Below are 21,396 nucleotides of genomic sequence, written 5' to 3'. Positions count from 1 at the left end.
CAGAACAACAACCAGAACAACAACCAGAACAACAACCAGAACAACAACCAGAACAACAACCGTCCTAAGCCTTCCCAAGCTGTCCAAAATCCGGCTCCGCCCGCGGGCCCGGAATCTTCCGAATAACACCGGCTGGAGAAAAGCAAACCCCTCTGTTCCTCCTTATATACATAAGGACAAACAGAGGGGTTTTATGTTTATGTGTGCCCTTCCGGCAAAGGGCCGTGCCGACAGCGATCAGTTTGCTTTGTTTGCTTTTTGAGCCAGGCGGACGAGCATGTGGGCAAGCATATGACGTTCTTCGTCGCGGCCTACGTTCCAAAGCTCTCTGAGAAGATTTTCTTCCGCGTTGCGCGGCTCTTCATGAGTAGCCAGGTAGCCCGCTACTTTCTCAGCCGTTTTTGCGAGCTGCTCTTCGCCAAGACCGATACTTTCGCCCAGATGTACGCGGCTTCCCAGGTAGGATTTAAACTCTTCGAAATTTTTGAGAATCTGGTCTTTCTCACCTGCATCCATGCGATTCATGACATCATTCACTTTACCTGTATCCAAAGTTCCGTTTTTGTCAACCATATGATTATGTTCTGTCATCGTTAACGCCTCCTTGTATAAGGTTAGTATAATGTTACAAGACATCCTTACCCTCGTAATTCCGGGTTGAATCGGTCAAGGGTTGTTTTTTCGGGCGGCCCCCGTATTGACTCGGTACCGGGCGCTGGCTATAATAGGAGATAACTTCTTACAAAAAGGGGAAATTTTGATGTCGGTGTCCGTTCTTAACTAAACAAATTCCATAACCGGAGTTCGAACACGTATCGTGCAGGTCAAATGTCGCTTAAGGCGATGTTTATTTTGCTGTGCGCACCGGATTCCAGTGGATTAGTTAAGAACAGCGGAAATCAATCATCGCCCCAGGTGCATACCCGGCTTTGAGCTTATTCCGTGCTTTCTTAAAAGCACGGTTTTTTAATTAGCTCCGGGAAAGCCGGTTTTCCAAGAGGCGAAGAATGAGCATGCTCATTCTTCGTCTTTTTTTATTACCCATTAAAGGAGAGATAGATCACCGATGAATCCAAACACGTTTAAACGGCTGAATTACGAGATCATTAAACAGCATTTGATGGAATATGCCCTTTCTTATTTGGGAAAAGAGCGGATCGAAAGTATGGTGCCCATGACCCGGAAAGAGGAAATCCGAAGAAGTCTCGACGAGACGGAGCAAGCCAAAAAGCTTCTGGAACAAGGACGGGGTGCCCCCATTCCCTCTCTGGAAGGCATACGGGATATTCTGGATCTGCTCGGGTCGGGCTATGTATTCAGCGAGCGGAATTTTTCCGATATCGGGCAGTTTCTGTACAGCTGCACCCAGCTTATCCGCTATATGAGGTCTCACGCGCAAGCCGCTCCGCTGGTAAACATGTACGCGGCCGATATGAACGACCTCCCGGCTCTGCAGGCAGAGATCGAACGATGTATCCGCAGCGGAGCGATTTTGGATACGGCGAGCAAGGAGCTTATGAAAATCCGCAAAAAGAAGGCGACCGCCGAAGAACGGCTTAAAAGCAAGCTGGCTTCTCTGGCTAACAGATACCGGTCGGTTATGCAGGAAAATCTCATCAGCATGCGGGGAGGACACTACGTGCTGCCCATTAAGAAGGAGCACCGGAAGCTGGTAAAGGGATCGGTACTGGATGAGTCGGCAAGCGGGCAAACCGTGTATATGGAGCCTCACGAGATCGTGGAGCTTCAAAGCCAGCTTTCTTCTCTGCGAAGGGAGGAAGCCGACGAAGAAATGAAAATTTTGAGCGAACTGACGGCTATGATGGAAGAGAACGGAGACGCTTTCCGCAAAAACGTCGAGCAGGTCGGTATTTATGATTTTTTGTTTGCGAAAGCGAAGTACGGTGTGGAAATCGGGGGTACGAGCGTAAAATTAAGCGGGGAGGGCAAAATCGACCTCCGCGAAGCGCGGCATCCGCTGCTTGGAAACCGGATGGTGCCCCTGCATTTTATCATCGGGAGAGCCTACAATTCCCTGATTATAACCGGACCCAACACGGGCGGAAAAACGCTCACGCTTAAAACCGTCGGACTTCTGACGCTGATGGCCCAGTCGGGTCTGCTCGTGCCCGCTGCGGAAGGGAGTACCTTGGCCGTATTCACGCAAATCGCCGTAGACATCGGAGACGGTCAAAGCCTTGAAAATAACCTCAGCACGTTTTCGGCCCATATCCGAAACATGATGGAGATTCTGGAGAGCGCCGACCGGTCGACACTGGTTCTTATCGATGAAATGGCGACGGGAACCGATCCCGGGGAAGGTGTCGCTCTGTCGGTGGCTATACTGGAGGAGCTTCAGCGGAGGGGAGCGACGGTGGCGGTTACGACCCATTTTAACGAAATCAAAAATTTCGCGGAAGCGGCGGAAGGCTTTGAGAATGCCCGGATGGAGTTTGACCCGGCCACGCTCCAGCCTCTCTACCGTCTGCGTATAGGAGAGGCCGGCCGGAGTTATGCGTTTCTGATCGCACAGAAGCTGGGAATGCCGGCGGGGATTATAGAGCGGTCGCGTGAGATCGCGTCGGACGGAATCGGCAGGACTGCGGATCAGGTGAAGACTGAGTGAGGGAAGTGGGTAAACCGTAAACCGTAAACGGCAAACCCAGCACAAAAAACGGGACGTCTCGGCAGCTTAGGCTTGCCGGAACGTCCCGTTCGCTATTTACCGGGGCCAAGGCACCCGCCAAAAGCATTATTGAAATTCTTGGCCGATGAACGCTTCGCGGACCCGGTTCCAGAACGGGAACGGGCGGTAGCGGGCGAATTTCACCTTCAGGTTCGGACTTACCCGGCACCGGATCGATTCCACATCGCTGCGCTGCACATACTGGTAATCGAACGCCAGGTAAACCGGGTGCTTCGATTTGGGATAAATGTCGCAGTGGTGATGCATCGGAAGCAGCATCGGCGACCCGAGCGTCCGGTAGACGCGATTGTTAATGGATGCAATCTCCGCTATCTGAATCGCGGCCAGAGACGGGTGCACGATGGCGCCGCCCAGACTTTTGTTGTAAGCGGTGCTGCCCGACGGAGTGGACACGCAAATACCGTCTCCGCGGAACATCTCGAACATTTCGTCGTTGATGTCGACCTGGGCGACGAGCGTGTTTTCGATTCCTTTTAGCGTGAATTCATTTAAAGCCAGACGCTGTTCGACACCTTGGGAAGAAAGAATTTCAATTTCCAGAATAGGGTATTGAACAATGCGCAAGTCCTGATTGATTTCTCCGTTGTGCATAAGCTCTACCAGGTAATCGAGCTGATCGGGTTTCCAGTCGGCAAAGAAACCGAGATGCCCGGTATGAATGCCCACAAAAGAAATACGGTCCAGCTTATCCACAAATTGATGGAAGGCGATCAGCATCGTGCCGTCCCCGCCTATGGATACAACAACCTCGGGTTCCTGCTCGTCGAGCTCCATGCCGTATTGCCCGGCCAGTTCGTGAAAACGGCGGGCCAGACCGGCGGATACATCATCCTGACGCTGCACTAAAAAATATTTCAACACGGTTCCTCCTAAGAAGATGTTTGTTCGCAATAGGTATCAATGAGATTCAATGACGAAAGCGGAACGTCATGAAATTCAATGCCGACGCGATAAGAATCGCTGCTGAAGGGCGTGCTGCTCCGAACTTCGCCTGTCAGGAGAAGCGGAGCTTCAACTTCAGGCAAATGGAAAGATAATTCCAACATCAGAGATTCGGTCATCCTGTACGGAGTGATCATAGAAGTGCCGCTCCGGCTGATTTCCAGAAGCTGTCCCTTAAAGGCCTGCGTTTCCTCGGCGGAACGCTGCCGGGCTCCGATCACGCGGCATGTGGCGGTCGTGTGCGGAGGCAGGGGCTTCCTGCAGTGCCTGCGGTTTTGATAGGAGTACAGCTCCTGCGGAGAGACGAGCTTCAGCACGCAAGAGGAGACTCCCGGGTCAAGCTGTACAAGATCGACAAAAGAATAATAGTTGATCCCCTGATCCTGGAAAGAGAATTCGATAAAAGAAATCTGTTCCAGCTTATCAAGCGGATTGGCGAGCTCAAAATATACATGCACCGAAAAAAAGTCCAAGCCGGCCTCCTGCAAAAACACGCGGGTTTCCAAGCAAAAGGGCTGACCATCGGCGTTTTCTCCGACAATGATCAGCTTGCATTCCGTTTTCGGCACGAGAATATGTTGGGTCAGCGCATACGTCCAATTCATCATTATCACCATGGTTCCATGCGGCGGCATCCAGATTAGGTACACTCATTCATAACGAACCTTCTTTTCTCATAATAATCAATTACGGCCGATAACACAATGCTTAGACCCTGTAAAGCTTTAACGGAAAAAGCAGGAACGGGGATGCTTATTTGCCCGGGAGCCCATAATTCACCATTTCCGGCCCTCCGCCTGAGGTTTCTTATAGGGAAGGCGAGGCTGCCGGGAGCTGCGTTGTGGTCACTTTTTGCAAGACCGGTTCATAAGATGAATTGACAGAATATTCTTTCAAACGGGTCGTTTCAGGAAGGAGTGAAGGAGGCGAAGCGAGAATAAAATAAGCAGGGAACCGGCGAAGACCACGAACGCGAGAGGGAAAAGAGTCAGCCATCCGGTACCGCCGCCCATTCCGAATTTTCCGGCAGGCAGGGTGTTCTCCAGAAGAACTCCGATCGGGCGCATCGGTTTCCAGAGCACGAACACGAGCAGCGTGGCAAGTAAACTATGCAGAATGCGGGCCGTCAAAAATGGCGCGTAACGCATGTTCGTCTCGCTCAGGACGCTTACGATCTGGGCATGAACGGATAGCCCTCCCCAGGAAAGAATGAAGGCGGCTGCGGCAGTCTTGAATACGAGCAGGGTTGAGTCATCCATTCCGCCGGCCGCTTTGGCGCCTAATGTAACTTCGAACGTGCCCCCGATAAGCGCATCCGAGAGAGCCGGAGGGAGATGAAGCACGCTCAGGAACATGCGAAGCAGGCCGGAGAGCATCTGAATGACACCGCTAAGGGTAAGCATTTCAAGCACGACGGAGAAAAAAACGACAAGGCTGCCCAGCAGGAAGATCAGGTTCAGCGAATTCCGTACCCCTTGGGCCAGCAAAGTGCCGAAAGGCCGTCCGTCCTCCAGCCGTGCTTTGTGCATCGCTTTGAACGCGCGGGTCCAGACGGACGAACGGCGGCCAACGGCGGCACGGGAAGCGGGCGTCGAAGGCGCACCTCTTCCATGGAAGCGCATGAGAAAGCCGACCAGCAGGGCGCCCCCGTAATGGGCGGCCGCAAGCACGGCGGCGAGAGAAGCGTCATGGAAGAAGCCGACGCAGACGGCTCCGATGAGGAAGATGGGATCGGAGCTTGTCGTGAAAGCGACAAGGCGCTCGCCTTCCTCCCGGTTGACGAGCCTGTCTTTCCAAAGCTGCGAAGTCAGCTTCGCCCCGACCGGATAGCCGGAGGCAAAGCCCATGGCCATGACGAATCCGCCGATTCCGGGTATACGAAAAACGGGACGCATCATGGGATCGAAAATCATCCCGAAGAAATGGACGATTCCGAATCCGAGAAGCACCTCGGAAATAACGAAGAAAGGGAATAAGGCCGGGAAGAGCACGTCCCACCAGATGGCGACGCCGTGAACCGCGGCCGCAAGACTTTCGCGGGGGTAGGCAACCATAAGCGCGGCGATGCCGATAATCAGTACACACAAAGGAATAAGGGTAAAGACGGAACGCCTTGACATGGGGTTTGTACACCTCCTCCCTAACGTATATGAGCGGCGGGAGACAAACATGCATTTTGTAAGCGTATACTTTGTTTTCGAAAACACTGGAAGTTGAACTTAAGTATGGTACAATGGTACTAAACCTGGTTTTTCATCCTGTAACCGTGGGAGTGAAACTTATGGCTGGAGTAATTTCTGGACTGTTGGTATGCTTTTTTGTTTACGTGATAAGGGAAGCCCTTATAAATGCGGCGGAAGACGATCTGGAAGGATATTGAGCCGGACAGTCAGGTCTGTTCAGCGCAGTGTCCGCAGGTTGTTCGGCGCCGACGATTCTAGTTGCCAAAGGATGACCGCAGCATGAATATCGATGATTCAACTACAACGCTTTACGAGCGTATGGGCGGGGAGCCTGTCCTGCGCAGACTGGTGGAAGCCTTCTATCCGAAGGTTCAGGAGAATCCGCTGCTCGGCCCTCTGTTTCCGGAGGATATCCGTCCGGTTATGGAGAAACAAATTCAGTTTCTGACCCAATTTTTCGGCGGGCCCATGCTTTACACGATGGAGCACGGACATCCGATGATGCGTGCGCGCCATATGCCTTTTCCCGTTACGAGAGAGAGGGCGGATGCGTGGCTGTCCTGCATGCGCGAGGCTGCCCGGGAAATCGGCCTTCCCGATGATTTAGCGGGGATTCTGCTTGCGAGACTGCAGGCGCCGGCCTATCATTTCGTGAATCAGGAATAAAGGGAGGAACCCATTTCCGGCAGGAGTACGTCTGATTCCCCCAAAAATTTCAAAACGCTTATTGAAACACGCATGCTCTTTTCCGCATGGTACTTCAATAAGCGTTTTGCTGTTCAAGGAGCGTATGCTCCGGAGATTCGGCGCACAGGGTGATCCGGTTCTTACCCGTATTTTTGGAGATATACAGGGCGCGGTCCGCTTCGTCGATCAGCAGCTGCAGATCGGTGGCGGCATCCGCGGCCGCGGATATGCCGATCGAAACGGTGACAGGCGTAGTCTCGGCATGTTCGAACGGATAACCGGCAACGGCCAGCCGGATCTGTTCGGCATACGCCCGGAGCTTGACGGGATCGGTTTCCGTGCTCATCAGGATGAATTCTTCACCCCCGTAACGGGCGATATAATCATGCTCCGCGACCGCGTTCTTCAGAAGGCGCCCCGTTTCCCGGAGAAGCTGATCCCCGTGCAGGTGACCCCAGCAGTCGTTATACTGCTTGAAATTGTCGATATCGATCATAAAGATGGAAACCGCACGGAAGCCGAGCGTACGACCCGCTATTTCAAAAAAGCTTCTCAGGTTCGGAAGCCCCGTCAGCAGATCCTGGCTTGCCTTCATCTCAAGCTTGCGCTGGGTCAGCCACTTGGCGTTCTCGTCGTTGCTCATCCCGATCAGGATGCAGACGGAGACAGCCGACACGGCGGACATAAACAGCAGCGGGTACGATTCGCTCAGCGCGTGCCTTCCCGTATGCACGGCCGCGTAGATGACGACCTGGGTCAGGAACAGGAGCACGCTGATTTTCAAACCCGACCGGATCGGAATCGGCCTGCTGCCGGACCTGAATGCGGAACGATGAAAGCCCGAACTGAGAACAGCCGGGATAATCAGACTTTGCAGGGTTTGCATCACCCACATGGAATCCTCCGCCGTCAGGAAACAGTAGAGTGTGGGGAGCAGGGTGGAGAACAGGGCGTTGCCGAGCCCGTAGCGGAGTCCCGCCATAACGACGGGAAGGTAGCGCAGGTCTACGGCGCCCGTGTCCAACGAGAGCGGCTGCTGCATCAGCAGAATGCACGCCAGACCGGTCAGGACGGGTGAAGCTATTTTTTCATAATTTTCAAAAAAATGCATGCGCTGTATTTTCAGCGCCAGATAGCTGAGGGTGACCAGGGTACAAGCAATGGTGAGGGCAACCAGATATTCACTCAAGCGGAACCACTCCTCGTTATTGCAATGGATGGCTCGTTTTACCGTTTTCTGAAAGGCCTGTCCGCGAGCAAATAATCCGTATCCGTGTCCACCAGCGTCACTTTCTCACGGCAGCAGGGAAACACAAGAAGTTTTTTCTTGCCTTCATGGATAGGAAGTAAGTCTTTAGTCCTTAAAGGCAGAAGAACGTTAGATTGGCTGCAGAACGGGCATTCGTCTACATAAATATCTTTCAAAACGGTTTCATAAGGCCATGTATGACTAAAAGGAAGCATCATTTTACTTCGTTTCACTTTCGGAATCCGGTGTGCGGCCCTCATCGGGCTTGGACGAAGCGAGTTCGGCCAGCTTTTGCAGCAGAATGTGCTGAGGCATGTGCATCAGGTGTTCAAGCGGTACGCCCAGGTGCTTGGCAAGCTTCACCGCCGTATCCGGAGAAATGTTCAGGGGTTTCATTAGACCTATCCTTTCTTCGGGAAAAATGGTTCTTTTTATCTATTGATAGCATATTTCTTAAGAAGAAGCAATTGGGTGAATAAACGGTCCCTCCTCCTTACTGTATCCTATCGGGGGTCCTGTCACAACAAGACGGAAGACCCTTCTTTTGTTTGAAGGAGGATTATGGTTTAATGTTACCGTAGGTCAATTTGCTCTTTACCCTCTAATCGGAAAGGTGGATTACACATGCATACACCGTTGAATCAGACCTGGGATCTGGACGTATTTTTCCCCGGCGGCAGCGAATCTCCCCAGTTTGCCTCGTTTCTGAACGACCTGGACGGCGATATCGCCGCATTCCGTGCCAGTCTCGAGAAAGCGTCGTCCCCTCAAACCGCCGGTGATTCGGCTGACTTTAAAGCGCTAATAGATCAATATCAGGGTATTTTAAAACGGATCCGTGAAGCGGATTCATTCGTAGGCTGCCTCGCGGCCGATAATCAGAAGGACAAGAAAGCCGTGCAGCTCGGCGGTAAAGTGAAAACGCTCTATGCCGATTTCCTGGCATCCCTGACCCGACTGGACCCGGTTATTACGGGTACGCCGGATGACGTCTGGAGCGCTCTGCTTGAGCAGGAAGGCCTCCGCGAGATCGCGTTTTCCCTGAACGAGCGCAGAACGCAGGCGAAAGAGAAGCTTCCGCCCGAGCAGGAAGCTCTGATCAGCGACTTGGCCGTTGACGGCTATCACGGCTGGAACGACCTCTACAACACGACGGTGAGTCAGTTCCGCATGGTGGTGGAAGATAACGGCGAGCGCCAGGAGCTGTCGGCGGGCCAGGCTTTCAACCGCCTGCATACGCCTGATCTCGCGAAGCGCACCGAGCTCTTCGGCCAATGGGAAGAAGCATGGGCGGAGAAAGCCGACTTTGCGGCGGAAGCTCTCAACCATATCGCCGGCTTCAGGCTGCAGGTTTACAAGCAGCGCGGCTGGGATTCCGTACATAAAGAGCCGCTTGAAATTAACCGCATGAGCAAGCAGACGCTCGATGTGATGTGGGACGTGATTACCCGCAACAAGGGCGTGCTCGTCGATTATCTGAACCGCAAGGCACAGCTGCTCGGCCTTGAAAAGCTGGCGTGGGCGGATGTGGACGCCCCTCTGGAAGGCGGAACGAAGACCGTCGGCTACGACGAAGGCGCCAAGCTGATCGTCGACCAGTTCCGCGACTTCAGCCCGCGTCTGGCGGATTATGCCGCGCAAGCGTTCGAGAACCGCTGGATCGAAGCGGAAGACCGCGCAGGCAAGCGTCCGGGAGGGTTCTGTACGTCGTTCCCGCTGGCGAAGCAGACGCGCATTTTCATGACCTACAGCGGAACGCTGAACAACTTGTCCACGCTCGCTCACGAGCTCGGCCACGGCTTCCATCAGTATCTGATGGATGATATGCCGGCACTGGCCCAAGAGTACGCCATGAACGTGGCGGAGACCGCTTCCACCTTCGCGGAGCTGATCGTGTCCGACGCGGCCGTAAAAGCGGCAGCCAGCGACGACGAGCGCATCGTCCTGCTCGAAGACAAAATTCAGCGCGCGGTCGCGTTCTTCATGAACATTCACGCGCGGTTTATTTTCGAAACCAATTTCTATGACGAGCGCCGCAAAGGACTCGTAAGCCCCGACCGTCTGAGCGAGCTGATGGTTCAAGCGCAGAAAGAAGCGTTCAACGACTCGCTCAGCGCTTACCACCCTCATTTCTGGGCGGCGAAACTGCACTTCTACGCGACGGATGTGCCGTTCTACAACTTCCCGTACACGTTCGGCTTCCTGTTCAGCGCGGGCATTTATGCGCGTGCGCTTGAAGAAGGAGCCGCGTTCGAGGACAAATACGCGGCGCTTCTCCGGGATACCGGCAGCATGACGGTGGAAGAGCTGGCTCAAAAGCATCTCGGCGCCGATCTGACCCGGCCGGACTTCTGGCAAAGCGCGGTCGATACCGTCATCGAAGATGTGAACGAATTTATGCGATTGACGGAAAGCAAAGTGAAATAAGGTAAATCCCATCCTTACGGCAAAAAGAACCTTCAATCCGCCATTTGTGCAGATGAAGGTTCTTTTTTTACTTAGAATTTAAAAATTTGTATCGTCTGCTCCAATTGTTTGACGGAGCGCGTCATTTGTTCGCAGCGGGCCACCATCTCGAGAACGCCGCTGATCTGCTCATTCATTGAGGCGGATACTTCCTCCGTGCCCGCAGCGGACTGCTCCGTAATCGCGGAGATGTTCTCCATCGTCGCGGAGATTTGCCGGGCGCCTGCCAGCATACTGTCACTCTCTCCGGCAAAATCACCGATCACGTCGGAAATATATCGAACGGCGTTAAAAATATCGGAGAAAACGGCTTCGGTATCCCGGATCAGCTCCGTCTGTCTGCCGACGGCTTCCTCATTGACTTCGATATGGGACAGAGCTTGGCGAATACCGGATTCGATAGCCGTGACCAGCCCGAACACTTCTCTCGTCTGGATCGTCGCTTCTTCGGCCAGCTTCCTCACCTCCTGCGCCACTACGGCAAATCCCCGTCCCTGTTCTCCCGCTCTTGCCGCTTCGATTGAGGCATTCAGCGACAAAAGGTTCGTTTGTTCGGCTATTTCCGAGATCGCCTTGGTGATTTTGGAGATTCCTGCCGTTTGCTCTGCAAGCGTGCGGATCGTGTCGGAAACGCGCGTCGTGGCTTCGACATTTCTTTGCATGCCCTGCCCCTGAATTTCGACAGCTTCGCGGCCTTTGTCGACGAGCGACAGCATCTGCTCGGAACGCGCATTCATCGTTTGGGTCGATCCCGCAAAGTTCGAAACCTTCTGCTCGATATCTTTGGTGGAGAGGGAGATGGTGGAGACTTCCTCGGAAATTTGCCCGGCCCCCGAGGCGAGTTCCTGGGCGGAAACCGTCACCTGCTGCAGAACGTCCTTGAGCTGCAAGTTCTGGGAATAGATACTCTGGCTTGTATCGGCGACTTGTTTCGTAATGGCCCCGGTTTCGCCCAAAATGCCGCGCAGCTTATCGATCATGCTGTTGAAGGAGCGCCCGAGATCGCCCAGGGCATCGTCCGTCGTCGCATCCACCTTGCGGGAGAAGTCTCCCTTGGAGATGTTGAGAGCCGCACGTGTCAGATCTTCTACAGGTTCTGTAAGCGCTCTCTCAAACCAGCGTACGAACGGAAAACTTGCGGCCAGCATAACGGCCAAGAAAATAAAGCCGATCCAGCGGTTGGAGCCCGGAAGGAGGAGAAGGAGAAGCAGCGCGGCCGAATAAACGGCGATCAAGCCGTAGCATCCGGTGAGAAGCTTGCTCTTGAAGGAGAGTGACGACCAATTCTTCATGCAGAACACTCCTAAAAACAGGATAAATTCAAAATGTAACTTATTTCCTGCCGCCATTATATCATCGGCCTTAATAAGGGTCTATAGTTTTATTCGGAGCCGGAAGAGTAAGTTAAAAGACCTAGAAAAAAGAAGAAAGGAGTAGGACTTTAGATAAAATTCCGCTAAATTTTAAACGGAAATATCGATAGAAAATGTGCCTATTAGGCGGATTTTAGCGAGAAAAAGGTTGAAAAAAATAAAAGTAATGTAAAATTTTGTTGTATTAGATCTTAAGACACATTATACTGTGGCTACATACCTAGAACAGCCGAATTAGCGCAAGTTTGTAAGGAACATTAAGGGGGATAATCATGATTATTGAACCGGTTTCATTGGTGCGTCAGGTTGAAATTGTATTTACCGAGCTTCGGCAGGAATTGAGCGAGTTAACTTCGGGAACGGTCTTTTTGCAGATCCGCAATAATGCCATAGGGAAGTTCGGTGTCCGGCATAATCCTCTCGAAACAAGAGACGGAGTCGTGCAGAAGAGCGGGACGGGGCTGGCGGAATCGCAGTGGCAGGCTTTCCGTCAGTTGGCGCTGGACTCGCTGAAATATAAGGTGAATTGGACACACGGAGAAATAACGTTCGATTTTACGGTGAAAAAAGAAACGCTGTATACCAGCGTCATGTTCGAATCGAACTATAACATGTCCAACCTTATCCGCGGATAAAAGGATGGGGAAAAAGCAAAAAAAGGTGGCTGCTTCGGCCACCTTTTTTGGTCGTGCTTAAGTATGTTTGAATCAGACGATTAACGTCCCAATTTGCCTGCCAGCTGTTGCTCGGCGATTTGAACCAGTCTGCGAGTGATGTGTCCACCGATCGCGCCTGTGTCGCGAGTAGCCATGTAACCGTAGTAACCGTCTTGAGGAATTTGAATGCCCAGTTCTTGAGCGACTTCATATTTCAGCTGGTCCAAAGCTTGGTTAGCTTGTGGAACAACCAGTGTGTTGCTGCTGCGGGATTGTCCTGCACCCATTGATGTCACCTCCTTCGGTAATGGGTAGTATGAACCGTTTTGTTAAAAATACTCATGCTTTTATAAAATTTTTTAACTTGTCGAAAAGCGCCTGGATAGAGGTGTATAAATAGGTAGAAAAAGTCGAAAGCATCAATGGAATAAAAGATGCGCGTTTCTTTACGAAGCGCGGTTAAGGCCTTTACGGAGAGGCGTAACCCGGGCGTTTTGTGATAAACTATAGGCCGGGGATCGGACAGACATTCGCAAGCTTGTCGGGAACGACCCCTTTGCATGGAAAGGAAGGGAAGTATGGCCGAGAAAAAGTTTTATGTGGTATGGGTGGGCAGAACCCCGGGAATCTATTCGACGTGGGCCCAGTGCAAGGAGCAAACCGATGCGTTTCCGCAGGCCAAATACAAGTCGTATCCGACGGAAGCCGAGGCGCGGGCCGCTTTTGAACGCGGCTGGCAGAAATCGCTCGATTTCGGTTCGAAGAAAAAGTCCGCGGGAGCGGGCGCTTCCGGTAAATCAGAGGCGCCTCCGGAGGTGGATTACGACAGTATTTCCGTCGATGTGGGCTGTTCCGGCAATCCCGGAATCGTGGAATACAAAGGCGTGGATACGAGAACGGGCGAAGTGATTTTTTACAGGGGACCGATTTCCAAAGGAACGAACAACATGGGAGAATTTCTCGCCATCGTTCACGCCCTTGCGTACTTGCAGAAGCAGGGAAGCAGCAAAACCATTTATACCGATTCGATGACGGCCCTCAGCTGGCTCCGCAAAAAAGAGGTGGCCTCCAACCTGGTCAGGGACGCATCGACCGAAGAAATATGGACCCTGGTAGACCGCGCGCTCCAGTGGGTCCGCACTAACACCTATGCCAATAAAATCGTGAAATGGGATACCAAAAAGTGGGGCGAAATCAAAGCCGATTTCGGCCGTAAATAAGCCAGGCTCTTAGACCGGAACATTCTCCGGGCTGAGAGCTTTTTTTGGTTATGCGCAAAAAAGCCGCCCGGGAAGCTGCGCAAAAGCGCCTAAAATTTTCGTTGACGAAAAGGAGGACGTACAGTATGATATGCCTTAATCCAACTGGAATACTTGGATTAAAGAGGTTCTTACACAGAAAATGAACAACGGGGGAGATGGAACTATGAAAGGGTTACGCAAAGTTGTCCATGTTTTCACTATGATGATTCTCATCGTCGGTCTGGTGGCGGCATGCGGCAAAGCAAACACGGAGACAACTACGGGATCGGCCGCGCAGACACCGGGCGCCTCGCCGGCTGGCGGAGATAAAGCTAACGCCCTGGCGGGCAAAAAAGTCGCGCTGATTATGCGACAGAACCTGGGCACATTCTCGGCCCAGTACGTCGAAGGCGTGAAAGAGCAGGTTACCAAGCTTGGCGGTACGGTAACGGTGATTCCTGCGGACGGCGATTTGACGAAGATGGCATCCAATCTGGATGCGGCCGTAAACCAGAAATTTGACGGCATTTTGCTCGATCACGGCACACCGGACGCTCTTCAGAACGGCATCAACAAAGCCGTGGAGAAGAAAATTCCGATCGTCGCGTTCGATTCCAACGTCAAAGGACCCGGCATCGTGGCTCTGGAGCAGAACGACCAGAAGCTGGCCGAACTGACGCTGGAGCAGCTCGGTAAAGACGCCGGCGGCAAGGGCAACATCGTCAAAGTGTGGGTGGCAGGTTTCCCTCCGATGGAGAGCCGCCAGATCGCTTACAAAGCATTCTTGGATAAAAACAAAGACATTAAAGAAGTCGCGGCGTTCGGCAACGCGCAGAACCCGGCACTGGATACGCAGGCGCAAATGGAAGCGATCTTGAAAAAATATCCGAACAAAGGCGATATTACGGCCGTATGGGCGGCTTGGGACGAGTTCGCCAAAGGCGCGACGCGCGCCATTCAGCAGGCGGGCCGCACGGAAATTAAAGTGTACGGCATCGACATGAGCGACGAAGACCTTCAGCTCATTCAGGATGCGAACAGCTCCTGGGTAGCTTCCGCCGCTGTCGATCCGAAAGATATCGGACGCATTCAAGTCCGCTACCTGTATCAGAAGCTTCACGGAGATCAGACTCCGGAGAAAGTCGTCCTGGAGCCGGTATTCGTCTCCCGAGACGAGCTGCCGAAAGACAAGAAAGTTACGACGGCGGAGCTCAGCCAGTACGTGAAAGGCTGGGGCAACAGCCAGCAGGGCTATACCGACTGGCTCAAGGAAGCCGAGAAACAGTCGGGCAAATAAGAAGAACACGCGAAATCCCATCGGGTTGTTGACGATGGGATTTTGAAAGTTCGGGGAGGAGTACGGTTCACCATGACGACGACTTCACTATCCGTGCTGCGGATGAACGGCATTACGAAAGCATTTCCCGGGGTTAAAGCCCTGTCGGAAGTGGATTTTGAAGTAAAAGGCGGCGAAATTCACGGCCTGCTGGGCGCAAACGGAGCGGGAAAGAGCACGCTCATGAAGATCCTGTCCGGCGCGTATACGGCCGACAGGGGAACGATTGAAATCGACGGGAAGCCCGTGCCGATTTCGTCGCCCAAGGACGCGATGCGCCAGGGGATCTTCTGCGTATATCAGGAAGTCGATACCGCGCTTGTTCCGGAGCTTACCGTAGCGGAGAACGTGCTGCTGGACAGCGTCGCGCACGGAAGCGCCTGGCTCCGCTGGGGCAATCTGAACCGGGAAGCGGCGCGAATCCTCGATTCGATAGGCTCGGACATCCCGGTAAAGCTGAAGGCGTCGCAGCTGACCATCGCGCAGAAGCAGCTCGTGCTTATCGCCCGGGCGGTGGCTCATGCGGCGAAGTGCGTCATTTTCGACGAGCCGACGGCTCCCCTCAGCCTTGAAGAATCGGAGCAGCTTTTCACGATTATGGAGCGGCTGAGAGCGAATGGCGTCGGCTGCGTGTTTATTTCGCACCGGCTTGCGGAAGTGACCCGGCTGTGCGACCGGATCACGGTCATGAGGGACGGAACCCGCGTGCTGACGAAGGCCGCCCGGGATTCCAGCCACGGCGAAATCATTGAAACGATGCTCGGCAAAACGTTCGCCGAGGAGTTTCCCAAGCTGCCGGCGGACCTGGGCGGGACGGTGCTGGAGGTCCGGGGGCTGCGCCGCGGAACGAAGGTGCGCGGGGTCGATTTCACGCTCCGCGAGGGCGAAATCCTCGGCATCGTGGGCCTGGTCGGCGCCGGCAAAACCGAGCTGAGCCGGCTGCTCTTCGGAGCCGACCGCGCCGACGGCGGCGAAGTCTCCCTGCGCGGCAAACGGCTGCGGCTCCGCGAGCCCGAGGATGCTGTACGCGCAGGCGTGGTGCTTGTGCCGGAGGAGCGGCGCAAGCAGGGAGTGCTTGTGGAGGAATCGGTCCAGCGCAACTTGTCGCTGCCGATTCTCCGGAGCCTGAGCGCCGGCGGATTTATCCGCAGGCGCGAGGAGCGCGGCCACGCCGAGCGGCTGATCGGCCAGCTCGGGGTGAAGCCGGCTCACCCGGATCGGCCGGTGAAGCATCTGAGCGGCGGCAACCAGCAGAAGGTGGCCGTAGGCAAGTGGCTGCCGACCGACGCTTCGGTGTACATGTTCGACGAGCCGACGAAGGGCGTGGACGTCGGTGCGAAGAGCGACATTTTCCGGCTGATCGGACAGCTGGCGCAGGAAGGCAAGGGCGTTATCTACCTGTCCTGCGAAATTGCCGAAATTCTGGGGATCGCCGACCGGATTCTCGTGATGAGCTACGGCCGGATCACCGGTGAGCTCAGCCGCGAGGAAGCGACGGCGGAAGCCATTTTATCTTATGCCAGCGCAGGGGAGGCCGAACACGTTGAAAGATAAAGCACTGGACGTTTCGTTCCGCTACGGGACGCTTGTCGTCATCGCCGCGGTTTTTGTCTTTTTTTCCATTACAAACCCGAACTTCTTAAGCTACGACAATATTTTCGATATTTTGCGTTCCATATCCATTGTTACGTTCGTTGCGATCGGCGTTACTTTGTCGCAGATTGTCGACGGATTCGACTTGTCTGTCGGTTCTACCGTCTCCATTACGACCGTGGTGGCCGCTTCGCTGATGGTCTGGTACGAGCAGCCGCTGATCGTGGTTCTGCTGGTGCCTCTGGCGATCGGTATCGGAATCGGTCTGCTCAACGCCTTCCTGATTGTGAAGGTGCGCATTCCCGATCTGCTTGCCACGCTGACGGTGATGTATATAATCGCAGGGGCGCACAAAACGTACACCAAAGGTTTTTCGGTGTATAACAACATGCCGATGCCCGACGGCACAACGGCTAAAGGCGTAGTGACGGAGAGCTTCAAATGGCTGGGCCAGGGGAAAATCATCGGCCTGCCGGTTCCCGTCGTCCTGATGATTATCGCGGTAGCGGCCGTCCATATTTTCCTGACGTACACACGCTGGGGCCGTCAACTGTATATTACGGGCGGCAACCGCGAAGCCGCCAGGTTGTCCGGCATCGGCGTGAACCGCGTGCGGACGGCTGCCTATGTGCTCTCGGGACTCTTTGCCGCGATAGGAGGAATCCTGTATGCGGCCCGGATCGGGTCGGGCCAGATCGACGCGGGGGCTCCCCTGCTTATGGAAGCGGTGGCGGCCGTGTTCGTGGGCTACTCCGTCCTGGGCGCGGGCAAGCCGAATGTAATCGGCACTTTTTTCGGCGCGGTGCTGATCGGCATTTTGCTGAACGGCCTGACGATGCTGAACGTGCCGTACTACTCCTTCGATATCATCAAAGGAGGCGTGCTGCTTGCGGCGCTGGCCGTTACGTTCGTTCACTTGAACCGCCGCCGCCAATAAGGCGGCACGGGAAAGAGACCTTGAAGGATATCCTTCAAGGTCTCTTTTGAAACTAAGCAGGCTCTTACAAAATCTGACGCCGTCCGGTAAACGAAATGTCTTATTCGACGTTGGACAGGGTGAGCGTGTAATTTTTTCTCGTATCGACATTCAGGAAAGCAGGCGTCACTTTAACGAAATAATTCGTTCCGGACGCGCCGCCGTTCAGCGTGACCGATCCGTTGCCGCTGGCGGATGATTGGTAAACGGGCAGACCGAGCGGAGAAAGCGTATAAAGCGTGATCAGGTAAGGATAGTTGGAAGGGGACGTGAGAGTAACTTTGTGTACGCTGCCGGCCGGAACTTGATCGGACCACCAGTCTCTGTCGAGCGAACCGCTCAGTTTGCCGTAGTTGGCCCCTTGGGACAGTACATTGGCAGTTGTGTAAGTATCGTTAGGCTCGGTTTCGGCGTAAGCGGAAGAAGCTCCTAAGGTCAGCAGAAAAAGAAGCGTGAGGACAACGATTTTTTTCATTAATGACACCTCCAGGTTATAATAAATGCTAGGTTGGCCAACCTCCTTAAAAAATAGCATAAAAAGGTAAAAATGTAAATTTAGTATTTGTAAAAAGAACGCTTCCATGCAGCAGATAAGCTTTACATACGAAAAAAACAGCCAACTCCAGCTATCGGCCGGAACGGACTGCTTTTAAAACGTTCGGATTCTATCAAACTTTCACTCTCCGGGGTTTAGAAAGACCGATTGTTAGACAGGATGTATAAGAGGAGAGAACGCGCCCTGCCTGTTTTACGGCCGTCATGGAACAAACAAGCCGACTAGAGCCTCATGTACAGCAGCCAGCTCAAACTTCCGGCAATCGCCCCTGCCGCCACAGCGACCCAGAACCAGCCGTTGCGCAGCATTTGCCGCAAAGATGCTGGAAGTTCCCGCATAAAACCGCCTCCTTTTTCATACTTTTTATCATAATCGCAAGGGCAGGGGCCTGTCGCCCGCCAAATTTTTCTGAAAGTTTTGAAATACCGGAACCATCTTCCCGTCAATTCGTTATATAGTAGAGAGAGTTAGAGCGGGCGGATAGGCCCCGAGTTTTGTGAGGATAGGAGCACACCATCACATGTTTACCAGACAATATTTTCAAAGCAAAGGTTTCCGGAGAATTCTGATCTTCGCCCTGCTTGCCCTTATTCTTTATGCTATGCAGAGCATGATCAATCTCATTCTGCTTACGTTCATCTTCGCTTTTCTGATGGACCGTATGCAGTCGTTCGTCTCAACCAGGCTGAACCGGTATATGAGAGTGGACCGGCGCTGGATCGTGGCGATTCTGTACGTGGTTATACTTGCGCTGCTGGGGATAGGGATGTACAGGTATTTGCCTGTCGTGGCCGTCCAGGTATCGCAGGTCGTCAGGCAGCTGTATGAATTTTATACACAGCCGCAGGACAACGAGGTGCTCAGTTATATCATCAACCTGGTTAAACCTTACATCGAGCAGACCGAGCTTTCGAAGTATATGAACCAGGGCTTCGGTTTTGTGTTCAAATCGGTGACCGACATCGGAAAAGTGCTTCTGCAGGTTTTCATCGCCCTGCTCCTCAGCTTGTTTTTCCTGCTTGAGAAGCCGAGAATCATCCGTTTTACCGCGAAATTCAAAGACAGTAAAATCGCGGCGTTTTACGAAGAGGTGGCCTATTTCGGGAGCCGTTTTGTCCACTCTTTCGGTAAGGTGCTGGAAGCCCAGTTCCTCATTGCGCTCGTCAACGGTATTTTGTCCGTCATCGCCTTGTGGATTCTCGGTTTTCCTCAGCTGTTCGGCCTCGGTCTGATGATTTTCCTGCTGGGCCTTGTCCCTGTGGCGGGCGTCATCATATCCCTGATTCCGCTCTGTACGATTGCTTACAGCATAGGCGGAATCATGATGGTGGTATATGTGCTTATCCTGGTCGCTGTCCTTCATGCGCTGGAAGCCTATATGCTGAATCCGAAACTGATGTCGGCCAAAACGAATCTCCCCGTGTTTTATACCTTCATCGTCCTCATTTTCTCCGAACATTTTATGGGCGTATGGGGGCTGATTATCGGGATTCCGATCTTTATGTTCCTGCTGGACGTACTGGATGTGACCCGGGAAAAAGAAACCGTTTCTTCTTAAATCAAAAAGAGCAAGCGTCCCTAATGGGATGTTTGCTCTTTTTGGTTTGTTTCCTGCCGGTGATAGGCTTATGGACGGCTGCTGCGTCAATGATCGTCTGCGGCACCTTAGCCGAGGCTCATGCAGAGGCAAAAGGTCTGTCAGGTGAGACTATGCAGGTGGGCCCGGCAGGGGATCAACCCCGCAGCGTGAGTGTGAATATCGCGTCAGCCGGTTTTCTCCGTGCTCCGCTGCAGGTCCTCTGCAATCAGGTCGGCCGTAAGCTGACCGGAAAGTGTCACCATCGGCACGCCGCCTCCCGGATGAGTCGAGCCTCCGACGAAGTAGAGATTGCCCAGCAGCTCGCTCCGGCTCGGAATTTTAAAGCCGCCGTTGAGCTTGCGGTCCGTGGCGACACCGTATATGGAGCCTCCGTTGGAGCCGTAGAGCGATTGAATGTCGTCGGGCGTGAACGTATATTCGAATTCGATATGTTCCCTGAGTCCCGTCAGGCCCATCCGTTCCAGCTTGTTCAATACAATTTCACGGTAGGCGTCTTTATGGGACGCCCAGGTTTCCCCTTCCTTGAGAGGAGGAACATGCGTCAGGACAAACAGGTTCTCGCGGCCTGCGGGAGCCTGGGTCGGATCGGACTTGGATGAGATACCGATGTATACGGTCGGATCGTCCGCCATTCTGCCTTCTTCGAAAATTTGCCGGAATTCTTTGGCCGGATCTTCGGAGAAGAAAAAGTTGTGATGAGCGAGACGCTCGCTGATTTTATCAACCCCCAGCAGGAGAACGAGGCCGGAAACCGTCGGCACATATTTCTCTTTCAGCTTGGTTTCGGTCTGCTTCGCGCCCGTATGCTCGTTAAGCAGGTGCCGGTGGGCAGGCACGGCCTCCAGGTTGGACACGACGAGATCGGCTTCGACGACTTCACCGCCCGCCAGCCGTACACCCGAAGCAAGAGACCCTTCCGTTAAAATTTGAGCAACGGGAGCATCCGTCCGTATTTCGACTCCGAGCTCGCCGCAAAGCTTCAGCATTCCCCGGGCAATATTGTACATGCCCCCCTCCACGTAATAAATGCCGAGCCCAAGCTGGACATAAATAAGCTGGTGCAAAATGGCGGGTGCCTGATACGGGGAGGAGCCGATATACATAATGAAAAAATTAAACAGCTGCTGCAGATGTTTATCCTTCAGAAATTTGCCGGTCGTCTGATCCATGGATTTCAGGGGATTCATGGCAAAAAGATCTTTCAGCGTGTGCAGGCTGCGCATATCGCCGAGACCCGCCAGGCTGCGTTTGTAAAAGCTTTTTTGGGTCAGTTCGTACATGTCCTGGCAATATTGGATATAGCTGAGGAAGGAGGAGGCGTCCGCCGGAGATACCTTGCGGATTTCTTCCAAAAGCGCAGGGAGATCGCTCGTCACATCGATTTGGACTCCGTCTTCGAAAAAGGTGCGCCACTGCGGCTCAATCCTCACGAAGGTCATGTAGTCCTCCACCTTGCGTCCCGCGCTGGCAAAAAGCTGCTCCAGCACCCAAGGCATCGTTAATATGGACGGACCCGTGTCAAACGTATATCCTTGACCGCTGCGCTGATTCAGCTTTCCCCCGACCCGGGCGCTTTTCTCCAGAACGGTCACCTTATGCCCGTCGGCCGCCAGACGGATCGCGGCGGAAAGACCGCCGAGGCCGCCTCCTATGACTGCAACTTTTTTACTCATCTGTTAACCCTCCATTGGTTCGGATATGTAACTGAATTGTGCGTCTACGTACTCGGGGGATTACGGTTGGGGAATCCGAAGGCCGAAACCGTAAACCGTAAACCGTAAACCGTAAACCGTAAACCGTAAACCGTAAACCGTAAACCGTAAACCGTAAA

General features: G+C 53.5%; 20 protein-coding genes. 9 read left to right on the top strand and 11 right to left on the bottom strand.

The features are described 5' to 3' along the window. Positions 1-237: 237 nt before the first annotated feature. A complete protein-coding gene (locus C4S74_RS14110) occupies positions 238-591 on the bottom strand; it encodes a DUF3243 domain-containing protein (protein ID WP_103995937.1) in 354 nt (117 codons plus the stop codon). A gap of 475 nt (positions 592-1,066) precedes the next feature. Between C4S74_RS14110 and C4S74_RS14105 the strand changes: the two genes are divergently transcribed. Next, a complete protein-coding gene (locus C4S74_RS14105; protein ID WP_103995936.1) occupies positions 1,067-2,626 on the top strand; it encodes an endonuclease MutS2 in 1,560 nt (519 codons plus the stop codon). 126 nt (positions 2,627-2,752) lie between these two features. Here C4S74_RS14105 and C4S74_RS14100 read toward each other — a convergent pair whose 3' ends face one another. The 3 genes from C4S74_RS14100 to ylbJ all read right to left on the bottom strand — a co-directional run bounded on the left by C4S74_RS14100 (position 2,753) and on the right by ylbJ (position 5,769). Further along, positions 2,753-3,565 (bottom strand): NAD kinase, encoded by an 813-nt coding sequence (locus C4S74_RS14100; RefSeq protein WP_103995935.1) that lies wholly within the window; start codon positions 3,563-3,565, stop codon positions 2,753-2,755. A gap of 11 nt (positions 3,566-3,576) precedes the next feature. Beyond that, positions 3,577-4,122 carry a PilZ domain-containing protein gene (locus C4S74_RS14095; protein WP_258042483.1) on the bottom strand — a complete coding sequence of 182 codons (546 nt, stop codon included), beginning with the start codon at positions 4,120-4,122 and terminating at the stop codon, positions 3,577-3,579. 420 nt (positions 4,123-4,542) lie between these two features. Continuing rightward, positions 4,543-5,769: a sporulation integral membrane protein YlbJ gene (ylbJ, locus tag C4S74_RS14090; RefSeq protein WP_103995933.1), complete on the bottom strand. Its 1,227-nt coding sequence runs from the start codon at positions 5,767-5,769 to the stop codon at positions 4,543-4,545. A gap of 342 nt (positions 5,770-6,111) precedes the next feature. Between ylbJ and C4S74_RS14085 the strand changes: the two genes are divergently transcribed. Next, entirely contained in the window at positions 6,112-6,498 is a 387-nt protein-coding gene (locus C4S74_RS14085) for a globin (protein ID WP_042233566.1), read from the top strand. 94 nt (positions 6,499-6,592) lie between these two features. Here the strand turns inward: C4S74_RS14085 and C4S74_RS14080 are convergent, their stop codons facing one another. Genes C4S74_RS14080 through C4S74_RS14070 form a run of 3 tightly spaced genes read right to left on the bottom strand, consistent with a single transcriptional unit; the run spans position 6,593 to position 8,164 of the window. Further along, positions 6,593-7,708, bottom strand: a complete 1,116-nt coding sequence (locus C4S74_RS14080; RefSeq protein ID WP_103995932.1) for a GGDEF domain-containing protein — start codon at positions 7,706-7,708, stop codon at positions 6,593-6,595. 38 nt (positions 7,709-7,746) lie between these two features. Beyond that, entirely contained in the window at positions 7,747-7,983 is a 237-nt protein-coding gene (locus tag C4S74_RS27020) for a hypothetical protein (protein WP_258042486.1), read from the bottom strand. A 4-nt stretch (positions 7,984-7,987) separates the two neighbouring features. After that, positions 7,988-8,164, bottom strand: coding sequence for a YycC family protein (locus tag C4S74_RS14070; protein ID WP_103995930.1), 177 nt, complete (start codon positions 8,162-8,164; stop codon positions 7,988-7,990). 228 nt (positions 8,165-8,392) lie between these two features. Between C4S74_RS14070 and C4S74_RS14065 the strand changes: the two genes are divergently transcribed. Continuing rightward, the gene (locus C4S74_RS14065; RefSeq protein WP_103995929.1) at positions 8,393-10,195 is read left to right on the top strand and encodes a M3 family oligoendopeptidase; all 1,803 of its coding nucleotides are present in this window, start codon (positions 8,393-8,395) and stop codon (positions 10,193-10,195) included. A 71-nt stretch (positions 10,196-10,266) separates the two neighbouring features. Here the strand turns inward: C4S74_RS14065 and C4S74_RS14060 are convergent, their stop codons facing one another. Then, positions 10,267-11,526: a methyl-accepting chemotaxis protein gene (locus tag C4S74_RS14060; RefSeq protein ID WP_103995928.1), complete on the bottom strand. Its 1,260-nt coding sequence runs from the start codon at positions 11,524-11,526 to the stop codon at positions 10,267-10,269. 353 nt (positions 11,527-11,879) lie between these two features. Here C4S74_RS14060 and C4S74_RS14055 point away from each other — a divergent pair, with 353 nt between their 5' ends. After that, on the top strand, positions 11,880-12,242 hold the full coding sequence (locus tag C4S74_RS14055) for an O-methyltransferase (protein ID WP_103995927.1): 363 nt from the start codon (positions 11,880-11,882) through the stop codon (positions 12,240-12,242). An 80-nt stretch (positions 12,243-12,322) separates the two neighbouring features. Here the strand turns inward: C4S74_RS14055 and C4S74_RS14050 are convergent, their stop codons facing one another. Further along, entirely contained in the window at positions 12,323-12,550 is a 228-nt protein-coding gene (locus C4S74_RS14050) for an alpha/beta-type small acid-soluble spore protein (RefSeq protein ID WP_009673104.1), read from the bottom strand. 291 nt (positions 12,551-12,841) lie between these two features. Between C4S74_RS14050 and rnhA the strand changes: the two genes are divergently transcribed. From rnhA to C4S74_RS14030, 4 genes are all read left to right on the top strand, one after another. Next, on the top strand, positions 12,842-13,483 hold the full coding sequence (gene rnhA / locus C4S74_RS14045) for a ribonuclease H (RefSeq protein ID WP_103995926.1): 642 nt from the start codon (positions 12,842-12,844) through the stop codon (positions 13,481-13,483). Between the two features lie 205 nt (positions 13,484-13,688). Continuing rightward, positions 13,689-14,801: a sugar ABC transporter substrate-binding protein gene (locus tag C4S74_RS14040; protein WP_103995925.1), complete on the top strand. Its 1,113-nt coding sequence runs from the start codon at positions 13,689-13,691 to the stop codon at positions 14,799-14,801. 72 nt (positions 14,802-14,873) lie between these two features. Continuing rightward, positions 14,874-16,394, top strand: a complete 1,521-nt coding sequence (locus C4S74_RS14035; RefSeq protein ID WP_103995924.1) for a sugar ABC transporter ATP-binding protein — start codon at positions 14,874-14,876, stop codon at positions 16,392-16,394. Then, positions 16,384-17,370 (top strand): ABC transporter permease, encoded by a 987-nt coding sequence (locus C4S74_RS14030; RefSeq protein ID WP_103995923.1) that lies wholly within the window; start codon positions 16,384-16,386, stop codon positions 17,368-17,370. The genes C4S74_RS14035 and C4S74_RS14030 overlap by 11 nt, the downstream gene beginning before the upstream one ends. Before the next feature lie 100 nt (positions 17,371-17,470). Here C4S74_RS14030 and C4S74_RS14025 read toward each other — a convergent pair whose 3' ends face one another. Then, positions 17,471-17,884, bottom strand: coding sequence for a hypothetical protein (locus C4S74_RS14025; RefSeq protein WP_103995922.1), 414 nt, complete (start codon positions 17,882-17,884; stop codon positions 17,471-17,473). 601 nt (positions 17,885-18,485) lie between these two features. Here C4S74_RS14025 and C4S74_RS14020 point away from each other — a divergent pair. After that, positions 18,486-19,523: an AI-2E family transporter gene (locus C4S74_RS14020; protein ID WP_103995921.1), complete on the top strand. Its 1,038-nt coding sequence runs from the start codon at positions 18,486-18,488 to the stop codon at positions 19,521-19,523. A 206-nt stretch (positions 19,524-19,729) separates the two neighbouring features. Here C4S74_RS14020 and C4S74_RS14015 read toward each other — a convergent pair whose 3' ends face one another. Continuing rightward, entirely contained in the window at positions 19,730-21,238 is a 1,509-nt protein-coding gene (locus tag C4S74_RS14015) for an NAD(P)/FAD-dependent oxidoreductase (RefSeq protein WP_103995920.1), read from the bottom strand. Positions 21,239-21,396 lie beyond the last annotated feature (158 nt).

It is taken from the genome of Paenibacillus sp. UNC499MF (assembly GCF_900107975.1).
GTDB lineage: Bacteria > Bacillota > Bacilli > Paenibacillales > NBRC-103111 > Paenibacillus_F.
Note: the sequence above shows the minus strand (reverse complement) of the source record. Positions and strands in the feature narration are given on the sequence as shown.